This window comes from Piscibacillus salipiscarius (assembly GCF_042685285.1).
GTDB lineage: Bacteria > Bacillota > Bacilli > Bacillales > Alkalibacillaceae > Piscibacillus > Piscibacillus salipiscarius.
Genome location: NZ_JBHUMZ010000050.1, coordinates 1 through 17665, shown reverse-complemented (window position 1 = coordinate 17665; position 17665 = coordinate 1). Strand labels below are relative to the sequence as shown.

At 35.5% G+C, this 17665-nt stretch carries 15 protein-coding genes; 8 read left to right on the top strand and 7 right to left on the bottom strand.

The features are described from left to right. Positions 1–159: 159 nt before the first annotated feature. The gene (locus ACFSW4_RS14055; RefSeq protein ID WP_054754047.1) at positions 160–1380 is read left to right on the top strand and encodes a hemolysin family protein; all 1221 of its coding nucleotides are present in this window, start codon (positions 160–162) and stop codon (positions 1378–1380) included. 38 nt (positions 1381–1418) lie between these two features. Here ACFSW4_RS14055 and ACFSW4_RS14050 read toward each other — a convergent pair whose 3' ends face one another. Together ACFSW4_RS14050 and ACFSW4_RS14045 are read right to left on the bottom strand one after the other, a co-directional pair. Beyond that, positions 1419–2396, bottom strand: a complete 978-nt coding sequence (locus ACFSW4_RS14050; protein ID WP_279401725.1) for a sensor histidine kinase — start codon at positions 2394–2396, stop codon at positions 1419–1421. 11 nt (positions 2397–2407) lie between these two features. After that, entirely contained in the window at positions 2408–3112 is a 705-nt protein-coding gene (locus ACFSW4_RS14045; protein ID WP_377330057.1) for a LytR/AlgR family response regulator transcription factor, read from the bottom strand. Between the two features lie 159 nt (positions 3113–3271). Here ACFSW4_RS14045 and ACFSW4_RS14040 point away from each other — a divergent pair, with 159 nt between their 5' ends. Genes ACFSW4_RS14040 through ACFSW4_RS14030 form a run of 3 tightly spaced genes read left to right on the top strand, consistent with a single transcriptional unit; the run spans position 3272 to position 5689 of the window. Continuing rightward, entirely contained in the window at positions 3272–4009 is a 738-nt protein-coding gene (locus ACFSW4_RS14040) for an ABC transporter ATP-binding protein (protein ID WP_054754049.1), read from the top strand. A 1-nt stretch (position 4010) separates the two neighbouring features. After that, complete coding sequence (locus ACFSW4_RS14035; protein ID WP_054754050.1) at positions 4011–5168, top strand: ABC transporter permease; 1158 nt, start codon at positions 4011–4013, stop codon at positions 5166–5168. Between the two features lie 29 nt (positions 5169–5197). Next, positions 5198–5689: a small multi-drug export protein gene (locus ACFSW4_RS14030; protein ID WP_377330055.1), complete on the top strand. Its 492-nt coding sequence runs from the start codon at positions 5198–5200 to the stop codon at positions 5687–5689. A gap of 60 nt (positions 5690–5749) precedes the next feature. Here the strand turns inward: ACFSW4_RS14030 and ACFSW4_RS14025 are convergent, their stop codons facing one another. Genes ACFSW4_RS14025 through ACFSW4_RS14015 form a run of 3 tightly spaced genes read right to left on the bottom strand, consistent with a single transcriptional unit; the run spans position 5750 to position 10268 of the window. Beyond that, positions 5750–7171 (bottom strand): SpoVR family protein, encoded by a 1422-nt coding sequence (locus ACFSW4_RS14025; RefSeq protein WP_377330053.1) that lies wholly within the window; start codon positions 7169–7171, stop codon positions 5750–5752. A 12-nt stretch (positions 7172–7183) separates the two neighbouring features. Then, positions 7184–8344, bottom strand: a complete 1161-nt coding sequence (gene yhbH, locus ACFSW4_RS14020) for a sporulation protein YhbH (protein WP_377330051.1) — start codon at positions 8342–8344, stop codon at positions 7184–7186. Between the two features lie 25 nt (positions 8345–8369). Further along, complete coding sequence (locus tag ACFSW4_RS14015; RefSeq protein ID WP_377330050.1) at positions 8370–10268, bottom strand: PrkA family serine protein kinase; 1899 nt, start codon at positions 10266–10268, stop codon at positions 8370–8372. Between the two features lie 312 nt (positions 10269–10580). Between ACFSW4_RS14015 and ACFSW4_RS14010 the strand changes: the two genes are divergently transcribed. After that, positions 10581–11207, top strand: a complete 627-nt coding sequence (locus ACFSW4_RS14010) for a hypothetical protein (protein ID WP_054754053.1) — start codon at positions 10581–10583, stop codon at positions 11205–11207. Between the two features lie 33 nt (positions 11208–11240). Here the strand turns inward: ACFSW4_RS14010 and ACFSW4_RS14005 are convergent, their stop codons facing one another. Then, positions 11241–11981 (bottom strand): alpha/beta hydrolase, encoded by a 741-nt coding sequence (locus tag ACFSW4_RS14005; protein WP_377330048.1) that lies wholly within the window; start codon positions 11979–11981, stop codon positions 11241–11243. A gap of 53 nt (positions 11982–12034) precedes the next feature. Further along, positions 12035–12604 carry a TetR/AcrR family transcriptional regulator gene (locus ACFSW4_RS14000; RefSeq protein WP_054754055.1) on the bottom strand — a complete coding sequence of 190 codons (570 nt, stop codon included), beginning with the start codon at positions 12602–12604 and terminating at the stop codon, positions 12035–12037. Between the two features lie 272 nt (positions 12605–12876). Between ACFSW4_RS14000 and ACFSW4_RS13995 the strand changes: the two genes are divergently transcribed. From ACFSW4_RS13995 to ACFSW4_RS13985, 3 genes are all read left to right on the top strand, one after another. After that, positions 12877–14820 carry an efflux RND transporter permease subunit gene (locus ACFSW4_RS13995; RefSeq protein ID WP_377330160.1) on the top strand — a complete coding sequence of 648 codons (1944 nt, stop codon included), beginning with the start codon at positions 12877–12879 and terminating at the stop codon, positions 14818–14820. A 15-nt stretch (positions 14821–14835) separates the two neighbouring features. Continuing rightward, positions 14836–16638, top strand: a complete 1803-nt coding sequence (locus ACFSW4_RS13990; protein ID WP_377330158.1) for a YhgE/Pip domain-containing protein — start codon at positions 14836–14838, stop codon at positions 16636–16638. 202 nt (positions 16639–16840) lie between these two features. After that, the gene (locus ACFSW4_RS13985; RefSeq protein ID WP_054754061.1) at positions 16841–17440 is read left to right on the top strand and encodes a hypothetical protein; all 600 of its coding nucleotides are present in this window, start codon (positions 16841–16843) and stop codon (positions 17438–17440) included. Positions 17441–17665 lie beyond the last annotated feature (225 nt).

Below are 17665 nucleotides of genomic sequence, written 5' to 3'. Positions count from 1 at the left end.
ATATATACTGTTATTTTATCAGTAATTATGTTCCGACTCTAAGAAAGTGTCTTCCTTACACAAATTACATTTTTTTCATCTTGCTGTATAATAAAAGTTAACTTTTATACTTAATGGGGAATGGAGTAATTGTTACATATAACTTAAGGAGGAACTGTTTTGATTTTTGCCATCATCGCACTTATACTTGTCTCATTTTTCTTCTCTGGAAGCGAAACAGCATTAACAGCTACTAACCAAGTTAGACTTCGATCTAAGGTTAAAAATGGTGATAAAAAATCTGAGAAGCTTTTAAACCTCGTGTCTAAACCTAATGAGTTTATCACATCCATTTTAATCGGTAATAACATATCAAATATAATTTTGCCTACACTTGTGACAACAATGGCTATCGAATACGGGTTTGATGTAGCCATAGCGACAGGGATTTTAACCATTACCATCATTATTGTAGCCGAAGTCATTCCAAAGTCTGTCGCAGCCGCTTTTCCAGATCGTATTTCTTACATGGTATACCCCATTATTAGAGCTGTCGTTTTTATATTAAAACCTGTGACGCTAGTTCTTAATTGGATGACAGATTCGATTACTAACAGGCTATCTAAAGGCCAACAACAGGAATCCTCTTTTTCAAAAGAAGAGTTTAAAGCGATGGTCGACATTGCGGATTCTGAAGGTACTTTCCTTGATGAGGAGTCATCTCGAATTAAAGGTGTTTTAGATTTTCAAAATTTAAATGTTAAAGATGTCCTTCAAACACCAAGAGTTGAAATTGTATCACTGAAAGCAGATGCGTCATTCGAAGAAGCCCGAGATATCGTCATCAATAATACGTTTACAAGATATCCAATTATTAGTGAAGACATTGATCATATTATAGGAGTCTTCCACTCTAAATATCTGATTCAATGGTCAACTCAGCCTGATCAACCATTAAAAGCATTTAGCGACATGGACCCTTTAGTCATTTATGAATTTCAATCTATTGAACATGTCTTTCGTGAGATGACCAGACATAAGAAACACATTGCGATTGTGCTCGATGAATATGGTGGTACAGAAGGCATTGTGACCCATGAAGATATTATTGAAGCGATGATTGGACTTGAAATTGAAGATGAAATTGATGCTGAAAATGATTCGATGGTTGAGAAGTTAACAGAAACAGAAATCATTTGCGATGGAAAAATTCCATTAAGGCGTCTAAATAGTATATTTAATACTGAAATCCCTGAAGAAGAAGATGTTCTATCAGGTTATTTACTTAGTATTTTGAACGATTTCCCAGATGAAAATGAAGTGATTGAACAAGAAAATTTAACTTATAAAGTACTTGAAGTGAATGATCGTACGATTAAAAAGGTTCAGATTGTTAAGTAACATAATTGGGCATGATTAACAAAAGTTGATCATGCCTTTTATTTAATCAATGGTATTTTGATTTTAACTAGAAACTTTTCATCTTTATGCACGAAGTCCAAAAAGCCATCGTATTTCTTAACAATGTCTTTAATAATCTTAGTCCCTAACCCTTCATGAGTCTCCCCTTTAGTTGTAACACCATAATCAATATATAGCCGATCTAATATTTTGGCTGGAATTGTTACACTATCATTTTCACACGTTAATATGTATAATCCGCTTCTTTTATAAAAGTCTAATGTGATTAATGCTTGTTTTCCTTTTTCAATTTGCCAATGTTCACATGCATCAATTCCATTAGATAGTAAGTTACCCACCAATGACACAATATCACGATCAGACATAGGTAATGAAGATATAGGCACATCTAGACTATAATCTACCGAGATTCCCAATTCCTTAGCTCTTTTATATGATTGATGTAAGCTAGCGGCTACAACTCCAGTTTCCCCTTTAATAGATAAATTAGTTTCTTCGTAGCTATCTACTAATTGATCTAAATAGAATTTAGCTTCTTCATGTTTATGACTTTCTAATAAAAAATGGATGGCTGAGATATGCTTTAAATAGTCATGTCGTTCGCTTCTAACTGTCCGAAACGTATTATTTAGGTTTTCACGCTCTCTCTCATATTCTATAATTTTATTATGTGTGTCTTTAAACTGTTTTATAATGATATGTCTGAACCACTCTAGACCAATAAAAATAATAAATAAAGAAAGAGATCCCCAGACCGTTTCAGATATAAAATTAATAAATAATATAACTAATTGAATACACCCTAATATCACTCTCCATAATATTGGGCCTTCCTTAGTTTCCAAATTAAATTTTCGACTAACCAATGCTACAATAACAACAATGACTAATGTCGTAATGAAATATGATAAATTTATAGAGAAACTTTTCATTAATTCTTGTATATGTAAACTAGTAAATAAAATAATCATTATCCAATAGATGATGTTGAACAACTTGTTCACCTCTAAAAATAGTTCTCTTGTATGAATTTAACTTTATCTTTTGTAATCATTGCCTGTTCATCACGATTTTCAAAATTTACTAGATATGAGTTCTTAGCATAAAGATTAAAGTTCTTTACATACAAAATATTAATTATAAATGAACGATGAGAACGTATAAAATCTCTTTCTCGTAACTCCCCTTCTAATTCATTTAATGTTAGATATGTTTTAATTTCTTCATTTTTTGTATATATAGTAGTTGATCTTCCTGAACGCTCAATGAAAATAATATCTTGCTTTAGTATAATATGTATATCATTCTTATGCTTTATGAATAGTCTACCTTTCATTTCAGTAGATTGATGTTTTTTAATTAATTTTTGAACAGACTGGACAAGCCTTTCTTTTGGATAGGGCTTCATAATATAATCATGTACATTCAGTTCAAAAGCATTAACCGCATAACCACTTGATGCAGTAACAAAAATAACCGCAATATCAAGAGCGTGAGAATGAATAATATCAGCCAGTTCAAAACCTGACATATTAGGCATCTCAATGTCTGCGATCAATAAATCAAGCGCTTCTGATTTTATTTGATTATAAGCTTCTTCAGCTGATGTTGTTCTAAAAGTAATATTAACTTCTTCTATGGAAGACACAATAGCATGCATCTTATCTAAGTCAATTTCTCGATCGTCTACTAATCCTACTTTCACAGCCATCCCCCATAAATATCAATTCATTTTAACTAAATATTAACATACATCTAATAATCTTTTGACTTTTTCGCGACATAAAATGGAACATTCACGACATAAGTAAAGAAATCATTAGTCATTATATATATGATTAAATTAACAAGTTTAAGGGAGGACATAAATATGATTGAAGTGACAGATCTTACTAAGAAATTTCAAGACAAAAAAACATATATAACCGCACTAAAGCATGTTTCTTTTAGTGTTGAAAGCGGAGAAGTCGTAGGTTTACTTGGAGAAAATGGCGCAGGTAAAACCACTTTATTAAGAGCCATTGCAACTCTTGTTCAGCCAACAGAAGGGGTTATTAGAGTAGCTAATTATGACACCCTTAAAAATCCTAATGAAATAAAGAAAAAAATCGGTGTCTTATTTGGTGGCGAAACAGGGTTATACAATCGCTTAACAGCACGAGAAAACTTAGAATATTTTGGGGCACTCTATAATCTTAGTCAGCATGAAACTAAAGTTCGAATTGATGAATTAAGTAGAATGTTCGGAATGAGAGATTACTTGGATCGTAAAGTTGAAGGGTTCTCTAAAGGAATGAGGCAAAAGTTAGCTATTGCTAGAACTATAATTCACCAACCTGACATTATTTTATTTGACGAACCGACAACTGGCTTAGATATAACTGCAGCTAATGTGTTTCGACAGTTGGTTCATCAACTGAAACAACAAGGGAAAACTATAATTTTCTCAAGTCACATAATGGAAGAAGTACAAATGCTATGCGATTCTGTAGCTATGATACACAAAGGTGAATTAATCTATCACGGAAGCATTGAAACATTATATGAAGAAGAAAAAAGCGAAGATCTTAACTATATATTCATGAGTAATTTAGTAAGGGGGAGTTAATATGTTTTTTACAATGTTTATTAAAGAGCTTAAAGACTCATTTCGCGACAGAAGAACTCTACTATTAACTGTAGTATTACCATTGATTATGATGAGTGCTCTTGTATTCTATTATGAAAGTCTAATCTCAGATAGTTCCGATTCTGAAACAATAAATCTAGCGGTAAATGTAAATATGGATAGTCAACTCAAAGAATTGTTTTCTTCAAACAATTTTAATGTTATTGAGTCTTCTAATCCTGAATCGTTGTTAAAAGATGGTGAAGTTCAGGCAGGAGTAATGTCAGAGAGTCAGTTTGTTGAGAAAATTAATTCACATAAACAACCATCAATTACCGTTATGTTAAGAGATGAATTTAGCCAAGACTCCTCCGTGAGCACAATAGTCATGTCGGCTTTACAACAATATAAGCAATCAATTGTTAATGAACGTTTATTAAATGCAAACTTAGAACGTGAGATGATTAATCCTTTTCAAATAGAACAAACAGAAATCAGTGAAACGAATGCTGGGATGGCTTTATTAGGAACACTCATTCCATTAATACTTGTGCTAGCTATTGGAATTGGTGCAGGTCCATCTGCAGCTGATTTGTTTGCAGGTGAAAAAGAAAAGAAAACAATGGAAGCATTACTTATGACTCCTGTTAACAGATTCACCATTATTATGTCTAAATGGTTAACTATTTCTGCAATCGGAAGTATTTCAGGTGTTGTGACATTAATAGTGGTCGCATTAGAAATTCAGTTTATGACCGAACATTTAAAAGATGCACTTTCCAATACAGCAAACATTGGTTTAATTGTAGTAATTATTACTGCTATTACTATAATTTACGCTATGTTTGTTGCATCGATATTAATGGTTACAAGTATCATGGCTAAAACGATTAAAGAATCTCAGAGCTACAGTACTCCTATCATGATGTTGGCTATATTTCCGGTTATGGTTCTTACAAGTGTTGGTGTAAATGAACTTGAATTTCATCACTTCGCCATACCAATGTTTAATATTTTTAGTAGTTTAAAAGAATTGTTGCTAGGAACTATTGATTGGGAACATATTGTAATTACTTTAGGTAGTAACATTATCGCAATTTTAATTATCTTTGGGGTCGGTAGAATGATGTTTTTAAAAGATAAATGGGTGATGAATTAAAATTTTATACTCAATAAGGGAGAGATCAAATGAATTTTTCAAAATTACTTTTTGTTTATAGTATGGTATTTATACTTGCCGCAGTTCCATTTTTAGAAGGACCCATCATTGCACCAGTAGCTGTATTAGCTGGTTTGTCATTTTGGCCTGTATTCATCCTTGCAGTCATTGGAAATTTAATAACTGTTTATTTATTAATTATTTTTATTAATAAAGTTAAAGAGTGGCGCCGCGCGAAAAAGAAAGAAAAACAAAGCAAGCGTGAAACTAGAGCTAAAAACTTATGGGACAAATACGGTTTGCCAGGGTTAACATTGATTGGACCATTTTTTGTTGGAAGTCACGTCACCGCATTTTCAGGTATATTACTTGGAGGGAGTAAAAAGAAAGTAGCTTTTTGGATGTCTGTCAGTATTACCGGATGGAGCTTATTATTCTGCGTTTTAGTGTTGTATGGTTTTTCTGATGTACATGAAACTAATCCATTTGTTGATCGCTTAATGAAAGTGTTTGAATCATGAAAGAATAAACAAAAAAGAACCCGAAAACTAGTTCACACTAGAATTTGGGTTCTTTTAGCACTAAGTTAATATTTTCCTATGAACTCTTTTTCCACTGTAACTAAATAGTGCCTCTTCATCTTCGACAACTGTTTGAAGGTGAACGGGTCTACCCCATAAGTGATAAACATAAGGTAACGTTCTTTCTATATATTTAACATCTAACTCTGATCCTTCATAATAATGTTTTAATAGCAGTTCTCCTTGGCGAAGATAATCGCCATCCTCTACTAGGATAAAAGGAAATCCACCATTTACTCTCGATTGTATCAGCTGATCGCGGACATTTTCCCAGTCTTTATCAACAATCGTATAGTTATGACCTTGTTTTTGAAATAAATACAGGTCTAATTCTTCGACGAGGTCCTTCGTGAGATAGTTCCTAAGGAAGGAAATGTCACCTTCAATTTCCCTCACTTCAAATAGTTTATCCCTACCTTGGTTTGGAACCCTTCCGTAACGTTCTTGTTCTTCTTCTGTTGGATGGTCCCAACGCCTTTCTATGTCTTCAAACATTTTATACCCGAGATAATAAGGGTTGATGCTCGTTTTGGATGGCTGAACAACTGATGCGTTAAGTTTAGCGAATTCAATTGTTTCATCTTCTGTTAAATCCATTTCTCTTAAAATCCTAACGTGCCAGTAGCTAGCCCAGCCTTCGTTCATGATTTTTGTCTCAAGCTGTGGCCAGAAATAAAGCATCTCATCGCGCAGAATCGTTAATACATCACGTTGCCATTCTTCTAATTCTGTGCTGTATTCTTGAATGAATAATAGAACGTCTTTTTCAGGCTTTGGCGGAAAAGGTTTACGTTTCCTTTCTTTTGTTAATGACTCATTCTCATCTGGGGTTTCATCTAATGCCCACAAATCATCATAAGGACCTTGTTTTTTAGTCATTGACGATGGCTCTTCACTCATTTGTTCATTAAACTGACTTCTTAATAAAGAAGGGTCAATATGTTCTTGTATCGCAATGGCGGCATCTAATAGATCTTCAACTTCTTGCTTTCCATATTTCATCTCATAAAACCTAATTCGTTCTGCACTAGCGGACATGCTTTCAACCATATCACGTGACGTTTTCGAGAAACGAACATTATTTTTAAAGAAATCACAGTGGCCGAGTACGTGTGCGACAATTAACTTATTTTGAATTAAACTGTTACTTTCAAGCAAGAATGCGTAACAGGGATTTGAGTTAATCACGAGTTCATAAATCATGCTTAGCCCAAGGTCATATTCTAATTTCATTCGGTGGAATGCTTTTCCGAAACTCCAATGAGAAAAACGGGTCGGCATTCCGTAAGCCCCGATTGTGTAAATAATATCAGATGGACAAATTTCATATCTCATAGGGAAAAAGTCGAGACCAAAACCCTCCGCAATTTCCGTGATCTCATTGATCGCTCTCTGTAGTTCTTGATGTTCTTTTAAGGTCACCCACTCTCCCTCCTAGCTAACTGCTTCGTTTTTACTTGAAAAGAAAACTTTTAACGCATCGTACACTTCGCCTTTTTCCCGAATAACTGCGTGACGGAATCTTGGGTCATTGATCGATCTAAAGACAGACATTAACGATGATGAGCTATTACGATACTGGTTGACTTCACAATAACCAAACATGTTAGAGACTTGCATGAGTTGTTTAACTAATTTTAGACTTTTTTGATTATCAGAAGACGTATTATCTCCATCTGATATATGAAAAGGATATATATTGTATCGTTCTGGTGAATAACGCTCTTCAATTAACTCTAAGGCTTTTAAATAAGCCGATGAACAAATGGTTCCTCCACTTTCACCTTTTGAGAAGAATTCTTCTTCATTGACTTCTTTCGCTCTTGTATGGTGCGCCACGAAAGCAATTTCAACATTTTCATATTTCGTTCTTAGAAAACGAACCATCCAGAAGAAGAAACTTCTTGCGATATATTTTTCAAAATACCCCATAGAAGCCGATGTATCGAGCATTGCAATGACGACTGCGTTAGAATGGGGCTGTATTTCCTCTTCCCACGTTTTAAACCGTAAGTCATCTATTGTAATATTGAGTAAATCATCTTTGTTTTCTAACGCATTCCGTTTAATAGCTTCTAGTAATGTCCTCTTCTTATCAACATTCCCCATTAAACCCTTTTTTCGGATATCATTAAAACGAATATCGTTCACTTTAATTTGGTCTCGCTCTTTTTGTTTTAAATCGGGGAGTTCTAATTCTGAAAAAAGGATCTTCTCTAGCTGTTCGAACTCAACTGCCGCTTCATAATAATCTTCACCAGGCTGATCGCCTGCACCTTTCCCCTTTCCTTGCCCTTTTTCGGGTGTGCCATCGCGGGCAACTACATCTCCTACTTCACTGTCACCATCCCCTTGCCCTGTGTGTTGTTTTGTTTCATGATTAAATTTAAATTTATATTCATCCAATGAACGAATTGGAATCTTAATAATGTCACGCCCATTGGACATAATCACGCTTTCTTCTGTCACTAAATCTGGCAAGTTATCTTTAATGGCTTCTTTAACCTTTTCCTGATGTCTAGTCTGATCTTCATACCCTTTGCGATGGAGGGACCAATCATCTTGAGATAAAACGAAATTCGGCTTTTGTTTCAACAGAAATCCCTCCTGTTTATTTGACCTATCGATTTAATAAACTACCAACATATCTCAGTAAGTCATTAGCTGAAGCAGCTGTATAACCATGCTCTTCTACTAATCGGTTTATAACTTCATTTATTTTCTTAAGCTGATTTTCATCAGGAGTTTTAGTCGAAGTCGTAATCTTAACGACATCTTTTAAGTCGGCAAATAATTTCTTTTGGATTGCTTCGCGTAAACGTTCGTGAGAATTATAGTCAAATCTCTTTCCTTTTCGTGCGTAAGCTGAAATTCGAATGAGGATCTCTTCGCGAAACGCTTTCTTCGCATTTTCGGAAACGCCGATTTGTTCTTCAATCGATCTCATGAGTTTCTCATCTGGCTCAATCTCATCTCCAGTTAGTGGATCTTTCATCTTCTGCTTATTACAATAGGCCTCCACGTTATCGAGATAATTATCTAATAACGTCTTAGCCGATTCGTCATAAGAATACACGAATGCTTTTTGGACTTCTTTCTTAGCTAAATCATCATATTCCTTACGTGCTACTGATATAAAATTAAGGTATTTCTCTTTTGTTTCGTTCGTGATAGATGGGTGTGAGTCTAAACCATCTTTAATCGAACGTAACACATCTAATGCGTTTATATAATTATGATCTGTATTGATAAGAGCACTGGATATGCGGTTAATCACATATCTTGGGTCGATTCCTGACATTCCTTCATCAGAAAATTCGTTGTGGAGCTCTTCAACATCTGCAAGCTTAAAGCCTTCAACTGTTTTACCATCATAGAGCTTCAACTTTTTAAGCAAATCAATTCCTTGTTTTTTGGATTCTTTTAATCTGGTGAGTATGGAGAAAATAGCTGCGCTCCTTAACGCATGCGGGGCAATGTGCAAGTTTCCTAAGTCACTTTGTTTTATAAGTTTTTGATAGATTTTTTCTTCTTTTGATACGGATAAATTGTATGGAACAGGCATGACAATCATTCTAGATTGAAGTGCTTCATTCTTTTTATTACTAATAAATGACCGATATTCTGATTCATTGGTGTGCGCAACGATTAATTCATCCGCTGAAATGAGCGCAAAGCGTCCTGCTTTAAAATTACCTTCTTGAGTAAGGGATAGCAAATTCCACAAGAATTTCTCATCACACTTTAGCATTTCTTGAAACTCCATTAAACCACGATTGGCTTTATTTAATTCTCCATCGAACCTGTAAGCTCTTGGGTCTGATTCTGAGCCATATTCGGCAATCGTCGCAAAGTCAATACTTCCTGTTAAATCCGCAATATCTTGTGACTTGGGATCAGACGGACTAAACGTCCCAATTCCAACGCGTTTATCTTCAGACAGAAAGATCCGCTCAATTTTGACTTCCTCAACTTTACCGTCGTATTCTTTTTCTAACATGAGCTGACAAGATGGACACAGGTTTCCTTCAATTTTCACACCATATTCTTCTTCAAAATCACCACGAAGTTCATTTGGTATTAAATGAAGTGGTTCCTCGTGCATCGGGCAACCTTTAATCCCATATACTGCTCCCTCATCCGTACGTGAATACTGCTCCAAACCTTCTTTTAGCATGGTCACAATAGTTGATTTACCACCACTCACTGGCCCCATTAATAGCAAAATTCTTTTCCTCACATCAAGCCGTTTAGCAGCTGAATGAAAATAGTCTTCAACTAATTGTTCGATTGCTCGATCTAAGCCATACAACTCTTTACTGAAAAACTTATACTCATTCGTACCCTCTTCGCTTTTCCCCACCCCTGAACTCTTAATCATGTTATAAACACGAGAATGGGCAGTGCCTGCAACCTCAGGTGTTTCGTTAACGATATTCAAATAGTCTGCAAAAGTCCCCTCCCACCGCAAACTCTCTTCATGTGCGCGATGTTCGGAAATTCTTTTTAAAATGTCCATGATGGCCTCCTCTCAAAATTCATGAAAAAAAGAGAAAATTTAAACGGCAGTTTTTGTAAATAATATATGCTTTTTCATTTTTCAAATGAAATCTATTACGATTAGTACAGTTTATGCGGACAGGAAAAATTAAGACACCAAAAAGGTTGTACAATATTAAATTGTTGAAATTTTTATTTTGGGTTTGTATGGATCCCTTAAATTCTGTTTTTCTCTTCTACTCATAGTTGACCCTTACTTAAACTGTTGAATGAATTTTACCGATAAACTCATAATATGGAGGAAATTTCATTTGAAAGGAAGGTCAATATATTGAAGAAATTACTCATTCTTATCCTCATGATAAGCTTGTTGCCTGGATTAACTATACAGGCTGAGGACAATCAGAACGAAGAAATAAGTCAAAAGCAGGTCCAGTTCCAAAACGATTTCCGCAGATTATGGATTGATCATGTATTATGGACAAGCAATTATATTACAAGTGCAACAACTGCAGGTGCAGAGGATCAAAAAGAAGTTCTAAACAGGTTACTCAGAAACCAAGTCGAAATTGGAGATGCGATTAAACCTCTTTACGGTGATGAAGCTGGTACTCAATTAACAAATTTATTAACTGAACACATCGAAATTGCAGGTCGGCTTGTGAATGCTGCTATAAACAATGAAGATAGTTCAGTTGAGGATTTAAACAAAGAATGGTATCGGAACGCTGTTGATATAGCTGCATTTCTAAGTAGCGCTAACCCTAATCTAAGTCAAGATGAATTAGATGACTTACTTGAAACTCACTTGGAGTTAGTAGCTGATGATCTAGAAGCTAGTATTAACAAGGATTGGGATGCTAGGATTGATTCTATTGATGAAGGGGTCACCCATATCATCATGATGGCCGACACCATCTCTGAAGCTGTGATCAAACAATTTCCAGACCAATTTTAAATTCAAAACAAAAGGAGCCAACCATTTGGCTCCTTAACTATAATCCTTAATAAAGTTTAATGTTTCTTTAATAATTAAATCTTGATCATGATCTAATGTCGCAACGTGATAGCTGTTACTTAACTGAACAAGCTTTTTGTCTTCTGATTTAATCTTTTCATAAATGTCTTGCGAATTTCTAGGTGGCACGACGTGGTCTTCCTCTGAAACTAATATAAGAGTTGGTACCTCAACCTCTTTTAGTTTTTCTCTTACTTGTTTCATTAATTGATTGATCTCACCAATTGATTTAACCGGTGTTTTCTCATAGGCTAGTTCTTCAACTCCAGGCTTTTTAATGTCAGAGCCGATCGCATCTAGGAAACGTACATCTTCTTCTATCTCTGCCATAGCTGGGATATCAATTGCAGCATTAATTAGGACAATCCCTTTTAAGTCAGCATGTTGTTGCGCCATATCAAGTGTTAACGTGCCTCCCATGGATAAACCCGCCATATAAATTGAATCACAACGTTCTTTTAACCATTCATACCCTTCTTGAATGGAGTTCTGCCAGTCTTGATAAGTCGTTTTCTCCATATCTTCATAATGAGTGCCATGCCCTTTTAGCCTTGGCATGCAAACGGTATAACCTGCCTCAATTAATGCTTCACCTAATGGTCTCATGCTTTGGGTGGTACCAGTAAAACCGTGAGATACTAAACAACCTACGTGGTTCCCTTTCGCATATAGCTCCTCTGCACCTTTTAGAACTGGATGGTTCTCTTGCGTCATCTGAATGACCTCCTTTTATTGAAGATAATTCGACGCTAGAGACTTTTTATCCTTTACCTATTTAAAAAGCTGAGCCCTTCGTTTGTAAATTGACTAATAAGCTTTGCCATTTCTTTTGGACTCTTGTCTAAATCATTATCGAGCCAATCTTTAATGACATTAATAGCACCACTCACAACGAAAGTACTCAAATAGCGAGAATCGCTTTGTTCTACGTTATGTTCATTCATCCAATTAAACATGATAAATCGTTTGGCAATATTCATCATTCTTTTCTCAAACATGGGGTCGGCATTTTCATTTAATAAAATTTCAAACATATATTGATTGTTGGTGATGTATTCGAGTAATTTTTGCGTCATTTCGATAGATTCTTCTTCAATAGACAAACTATAACTGTTTAAGTACTGAACGAGGTCATCTGCGATTTCTTCTTCTATTTTTTCTAATAAATCGAATTGATCATTATAATGCGTATAGAAAGTTGACCTATTTATATCAGCTAGTTCGCAGATTTCTTTTACCGTTACAGATGAGATGGGTTTATCTTTTAAGAGTGAAATGAGGCTCTCTTTTAATACTTTCCGTGTGTACCTCTTTCGTCTGTCTAATCGTTCAGACATAAACGCGCTCTCCTTTGTGACATTTTTGTTATAAATCAACATATTAACTAAAGGTGTTGGTTAACTAACAAACCTTATCATACTGTTTGTTGATTATCCAACACGGTGTCCATATAATGATAAAGTGTGATTAGGTTTTTGGCAAGAGAGGATGAGACTTATTGGACCTAGCTGACAAAATTATTAAGCATAAAAAACTAGTGGTTGCGACTTTTATCATCATTACACTAGTTAGTGCAGTTGCCCAATTTGGTGTTGGTGTCAACCACAATATGGTTGATTATCTTCCTGAAGACACACCTTCTATGGAAGCAACTGATTTAATGGAAGAAGAGTTTGATGAACCGATTGAAAATGCCAGAGTCATGATTAGAGACGTTTCCATCACAAAAGCTCTTTCTTATAAAAATGAGCTTGAAAACATTGATGGCGTGACCCATGTTACATGGCTTGATGACGTCATAGATCTTAAAACACCTTTAGAACTTGCTAATGAGGATACAATAGAGTCTTATTATCAAGAACAAAATGCTTTGTTTTCTGTAAGCATATCTGAAGGAGACGAAGTTGAAGCTACCAATCAAATTTATGATTTAATTGGAGAAAATGGTGCAATTGCTGGGGATGCATTAGATACGGCCACATCACAGAAAATGGCTTCATCTGAAACACTAAATGCAGCAGCACTTCTTGTACCAATTATTATCATCATTTTAATTATATCGACAACGTCCTGGATGGAACCAATCTTTTTCCTAACAGCGATTGGGGTTTCTGTTTTAATCAACATGGGAACAAATATCTTCCTTGGTGAAGTATCGTTTATAACCCAGTCCGTTGCGCCCATTTTACAGCTTGCAGTTTCTCTAGATTATGCGATTTTCTTACTGCATAGTTTCCAGGATTATCGTAAGCAGGTTGACGATCCTAAAGAAGCCATGAGTCTAGCAATGAAACAATCGTTCCCTGCGATTATCGCAAGTGTTAGTACGACATTCTTTGGTTTTATGGCATTAGCCTTTATGGATTTCGGTATAGGTGCAGATCTAGGAATTAACTTAGTTAAAGGTATTTTATTAAGCTTCCTAAGTGTCATGATTTTCTTACCTGCATTAACGTTACAATTTTATAAATGGATTGATAAAACTCAGCACAAACAAATCGTTCCTGACTTTAAAAATGTTGGTAAGCGAGTGATTAAGTTTAGAATTCCTGTATTATTATTAATTGCTTTAATGATCGTTCCAGCCTTTTTAGCTCAAAGTCAGACGCAATTTTTATACGGTTTTGGCGACCAGCCAGATTCTACCCGGGCAGGGCAAGACCAGCGTGCAATTGAAGAGGAGTTTGGCAAGAACACACCTATGGTAATTTTAGTACCTAAAGGTGATGTGGCTAAAGAAGAAGAATTAGTTCACGAACTTGAAGATTTACAATACGTATCAAGTATTTTCGCATACGTCAATACGGTGAGTTCAGCAATCCCTTCTGACTATTTAGATGAATCTGTGACAGAACAATTCTACTCAGACGATTACAGCCGAATCACCATTTTCACCAATACTGACCCTGAAGGAGACGTAGCCTTTAACTTAGTTAAGCAGGTTCGGGATACAGCTAATGGCTATTATGATGAAGTTCATCTATTAGGAAATAGCGTTACGCTCTATGATATGAAACAAGTTGTGGAAGCAGATAATAAATTAGTCAACCTATTAACTGTTGCGACAATTGCACTCGTCTTACTGATTACTTTTAAATCGTTATCGGTTCCGGTTATTTTACTACTAACGATACAGTCAGCTGTTTGGATTAATTTATCCGTTCCATACTTTACGGATTCGCCGCTTGTTTATGTCGGATACTTAATTATTAGTACAGTGCAATTAGCTGCAACAGTCGACTATGGTATTTTATTTACCGAGTATTATATGAAGGTTCGGCAGAAGATGCCTGCCCTTAAAGCTATTAAGAAAACAATCGATGATAAAACGTTTGCGATTTTTATATCCGCTTCGATATTATCAAGTGTTGGATTTATACTCGGTCTAACATCTTCAAACCCAATTGTATCGTCAATTGGACTATTGTTAGGTAGAGGGGCTTTATTAGCTTTCTTATTAGTCGTCTTCTTCCTACCTGCCATGTTATTGGTGTTTGATAAATTGATTGAGAAAACGACTTTTAGAGCAAACTTCTATAAACAGAAAGGGTGATCAAGATTGAAACGAATGATAGCTGTCATGACAGCAATTGTTCTTGTTGTACCAACTTTTCTAGTATCTGCAACGACTCAGAATCAGTCACCTGACGAAAAACCTCAAGGTGATGGGTCATATTCAGAGAAACACGAAGTCGTCTATGCGACGTTAGATTCGTCTGGTAACCAAGAAAGTATGTATATCGTCAACAATTTTAATATAGAAAAAACAGGTAAAATAATCGATTACGGCCCATATACATCTGTTCAGAATTTAACCAACTTATATGAATTAAAGAAGGATGGAAACAAAGTTGAGTTAATTGCAGATGAAGATCAGTTTTACTATGAAGGAACAATAAAAAATAAACAGCTGCCATGGAACATTGATGTTAATTATCAACTAGATGGTAAAGGCATTGCAGCCAGAGAATTAGTAGGTCAGGATGGGCATGTGACCATCCATATAAAAACTGAAGCAAACAGAAAGACTGGTCATGAATACTACAACAACTATTTATTACAAATAACAGTTCCGCTTAGCACCGATCATTTCAGTAATATCGAAGCACCAGATGGAACTGTTGCTACTTCTGGTAAAAATAAACAAGTTACCTTTACCGTTATGCCAGAGAAGGATGGAAACTTTACGGTTGAAGCAGATGCCAAGCAGTTTGAAATGGACGGAATCCAAATCAACGCCATGCCATCTTCCATGTCAATCGATTCACCAGATACAGGTGAGATGACCAGTGACATGAAGTCGCTGTCTGATGCAACTTCAGAAGTCAATAATGGCGTTGGCGATTTGAAAAACGGAATTTCTGAGTTAGCTAACGGGATACAAGATCTGCAAAGCGGTTATAAAGATTATCAAAATGGAATCAATCAACTATCAGTGCGTTCTTCAGAGATTATAAATGGATCCAAACAGATTCAAGGCGCTCTTAATGAGATTAATGGATCATTAAGCAGTGAATCAGGAAATATGAACGTTGGCAATTTAAAAGAATTACAGCAAGGACTCTACAAAATGGCAGATGGACTTAAACAAACAGAAAACGGATTAAACGAACTGAACACAAACTATCAACAGGCTTACCAAGCGTTGGATGGTGCCATAAATGAAATTCCGGAGCATCAGATCACTCAAGAGCAAATAAAGAAACTATATCAAAGTGGTGCTGACCAAAAAGTAATTGATCAGTTAGTAGAAACTTATAAGTCTGCACGAAAAGCTAAAGGAACATATAAAGAAGTACAACAAGCATTCGCTGCGGTTCCATCAACTTTAGATTCAGTAACAGGCTCACTTAGTGAAATGAGGACGAATCTGAGGGCAATGGCAGATGAATTAGGAAAGGGCCTTGAGCAAATGGATGTGGCTAAATCTATTCAACAGCTTCAAAATGGCCTAAGTCAACTATCTTCTAACTACGAAGCTTTCCATTCAGGATTAGTGAAGTATACAGATGGTGTCTCTCAGCTTGCTCACTCATATGGTGACTTACACGGAGGGATGACGCAGTTGGCAAATGGTGCTCATGACTTAGAAGATGGTGCGCAAGAACTTCATAATGGTACAGCAGAACTCGCACAGTCAACATCAGATTTACCTGACGAAATGCAAAACGAGATTGATCAAATGATTAATGAATTTGACAAATCTGATTTTGAACCAACCTCTTTTGTTTCACCTAAAAACGAAAAGGTTGAAACCGTGCAATTTGTAATTAAAACGGAAAACATTAAACCAAATGAAGAAGAAACTAAAGAACCTGAAACGAAAGAAAATAAAAGTTTTTGGGATAAGTTATTAGATTTGTTTAGATAAGTTAAAGGTTCCCTGACATTCAGGGAACCTTTTTTAATTCTACAATCACGAGATATTGTATGCAGCATTAGTTTGATATTTTTGTCGAAAAATGTAAAATTATTTTGAATTTCAGAGTATTTTGTATTGATTTTTATTTCGGCACACGATATAATTTTTCTCGGAGTCAAAAATTTCAAGCACATAAAAGGGAGGGAGTTTCATGCGTTATTTAGTCATTTTATTAGCATCATTAATGTTAATTCTTGCAGCATGTGGAAGTAACAACTCAGAATCTGAAGAATCTACAAGTGGTTCTAATCAAAATAACGAAGAAACTGAAAACACAGAAAAGGACTCTGAAGAAACAGCTGAGGCTAGTGATGATGAACTAGTTGAAGAAGCTATGAATTCTTATAACGAAGCGATGGAACAGTTCCAAGCGGACTATGTTGATGGTTCACAAGTTAAAGAATTCACTTCAGTAGAAGAAGTGACTAACTACTTCTTAGAAAACGCACCAACAACAGAAGCTTTCGCTAACAGCATTGCTGAAAAAACTGTTGAAGAAAAAGATGGTAAGCTGACTTGGTTAGAGCGTGATTACACCGTTACGCTTGAAGCTGAAGAGTTTAACATTTACTCAATGGGTGACACTCAAAAGTTCTATAACTTTAGAATTGCTGGAGACGCTAAGGAAAACCGTGGTGACTACACTTACGAGCTTCTAAAAGAAGACGGAAAATGGTTAGTTGATGAATTTAACTTCGGTTATTTAGATGGGGAATATCCAAAAGAAGAATCTGAAGAAGACGCTGAGTAATAAAACAAAACCTTGGTCCACGAGTAGAGTGGATCAAGGTTTTTTATTGGCTAAAATCAATCAATTAAGCTGTACTAAACGACATTCTCGTCTGTTCAAACAAAAAAATCTCAGCCCATTCGGTGGTGACCCCCAAAAGTTAGAGTTTTAATTATACAGCTGATTGGCTGGTTTGAGTTCGGTATTGAACTGGACTTGAACCAGCCAATTTTAATTTAATTCGTT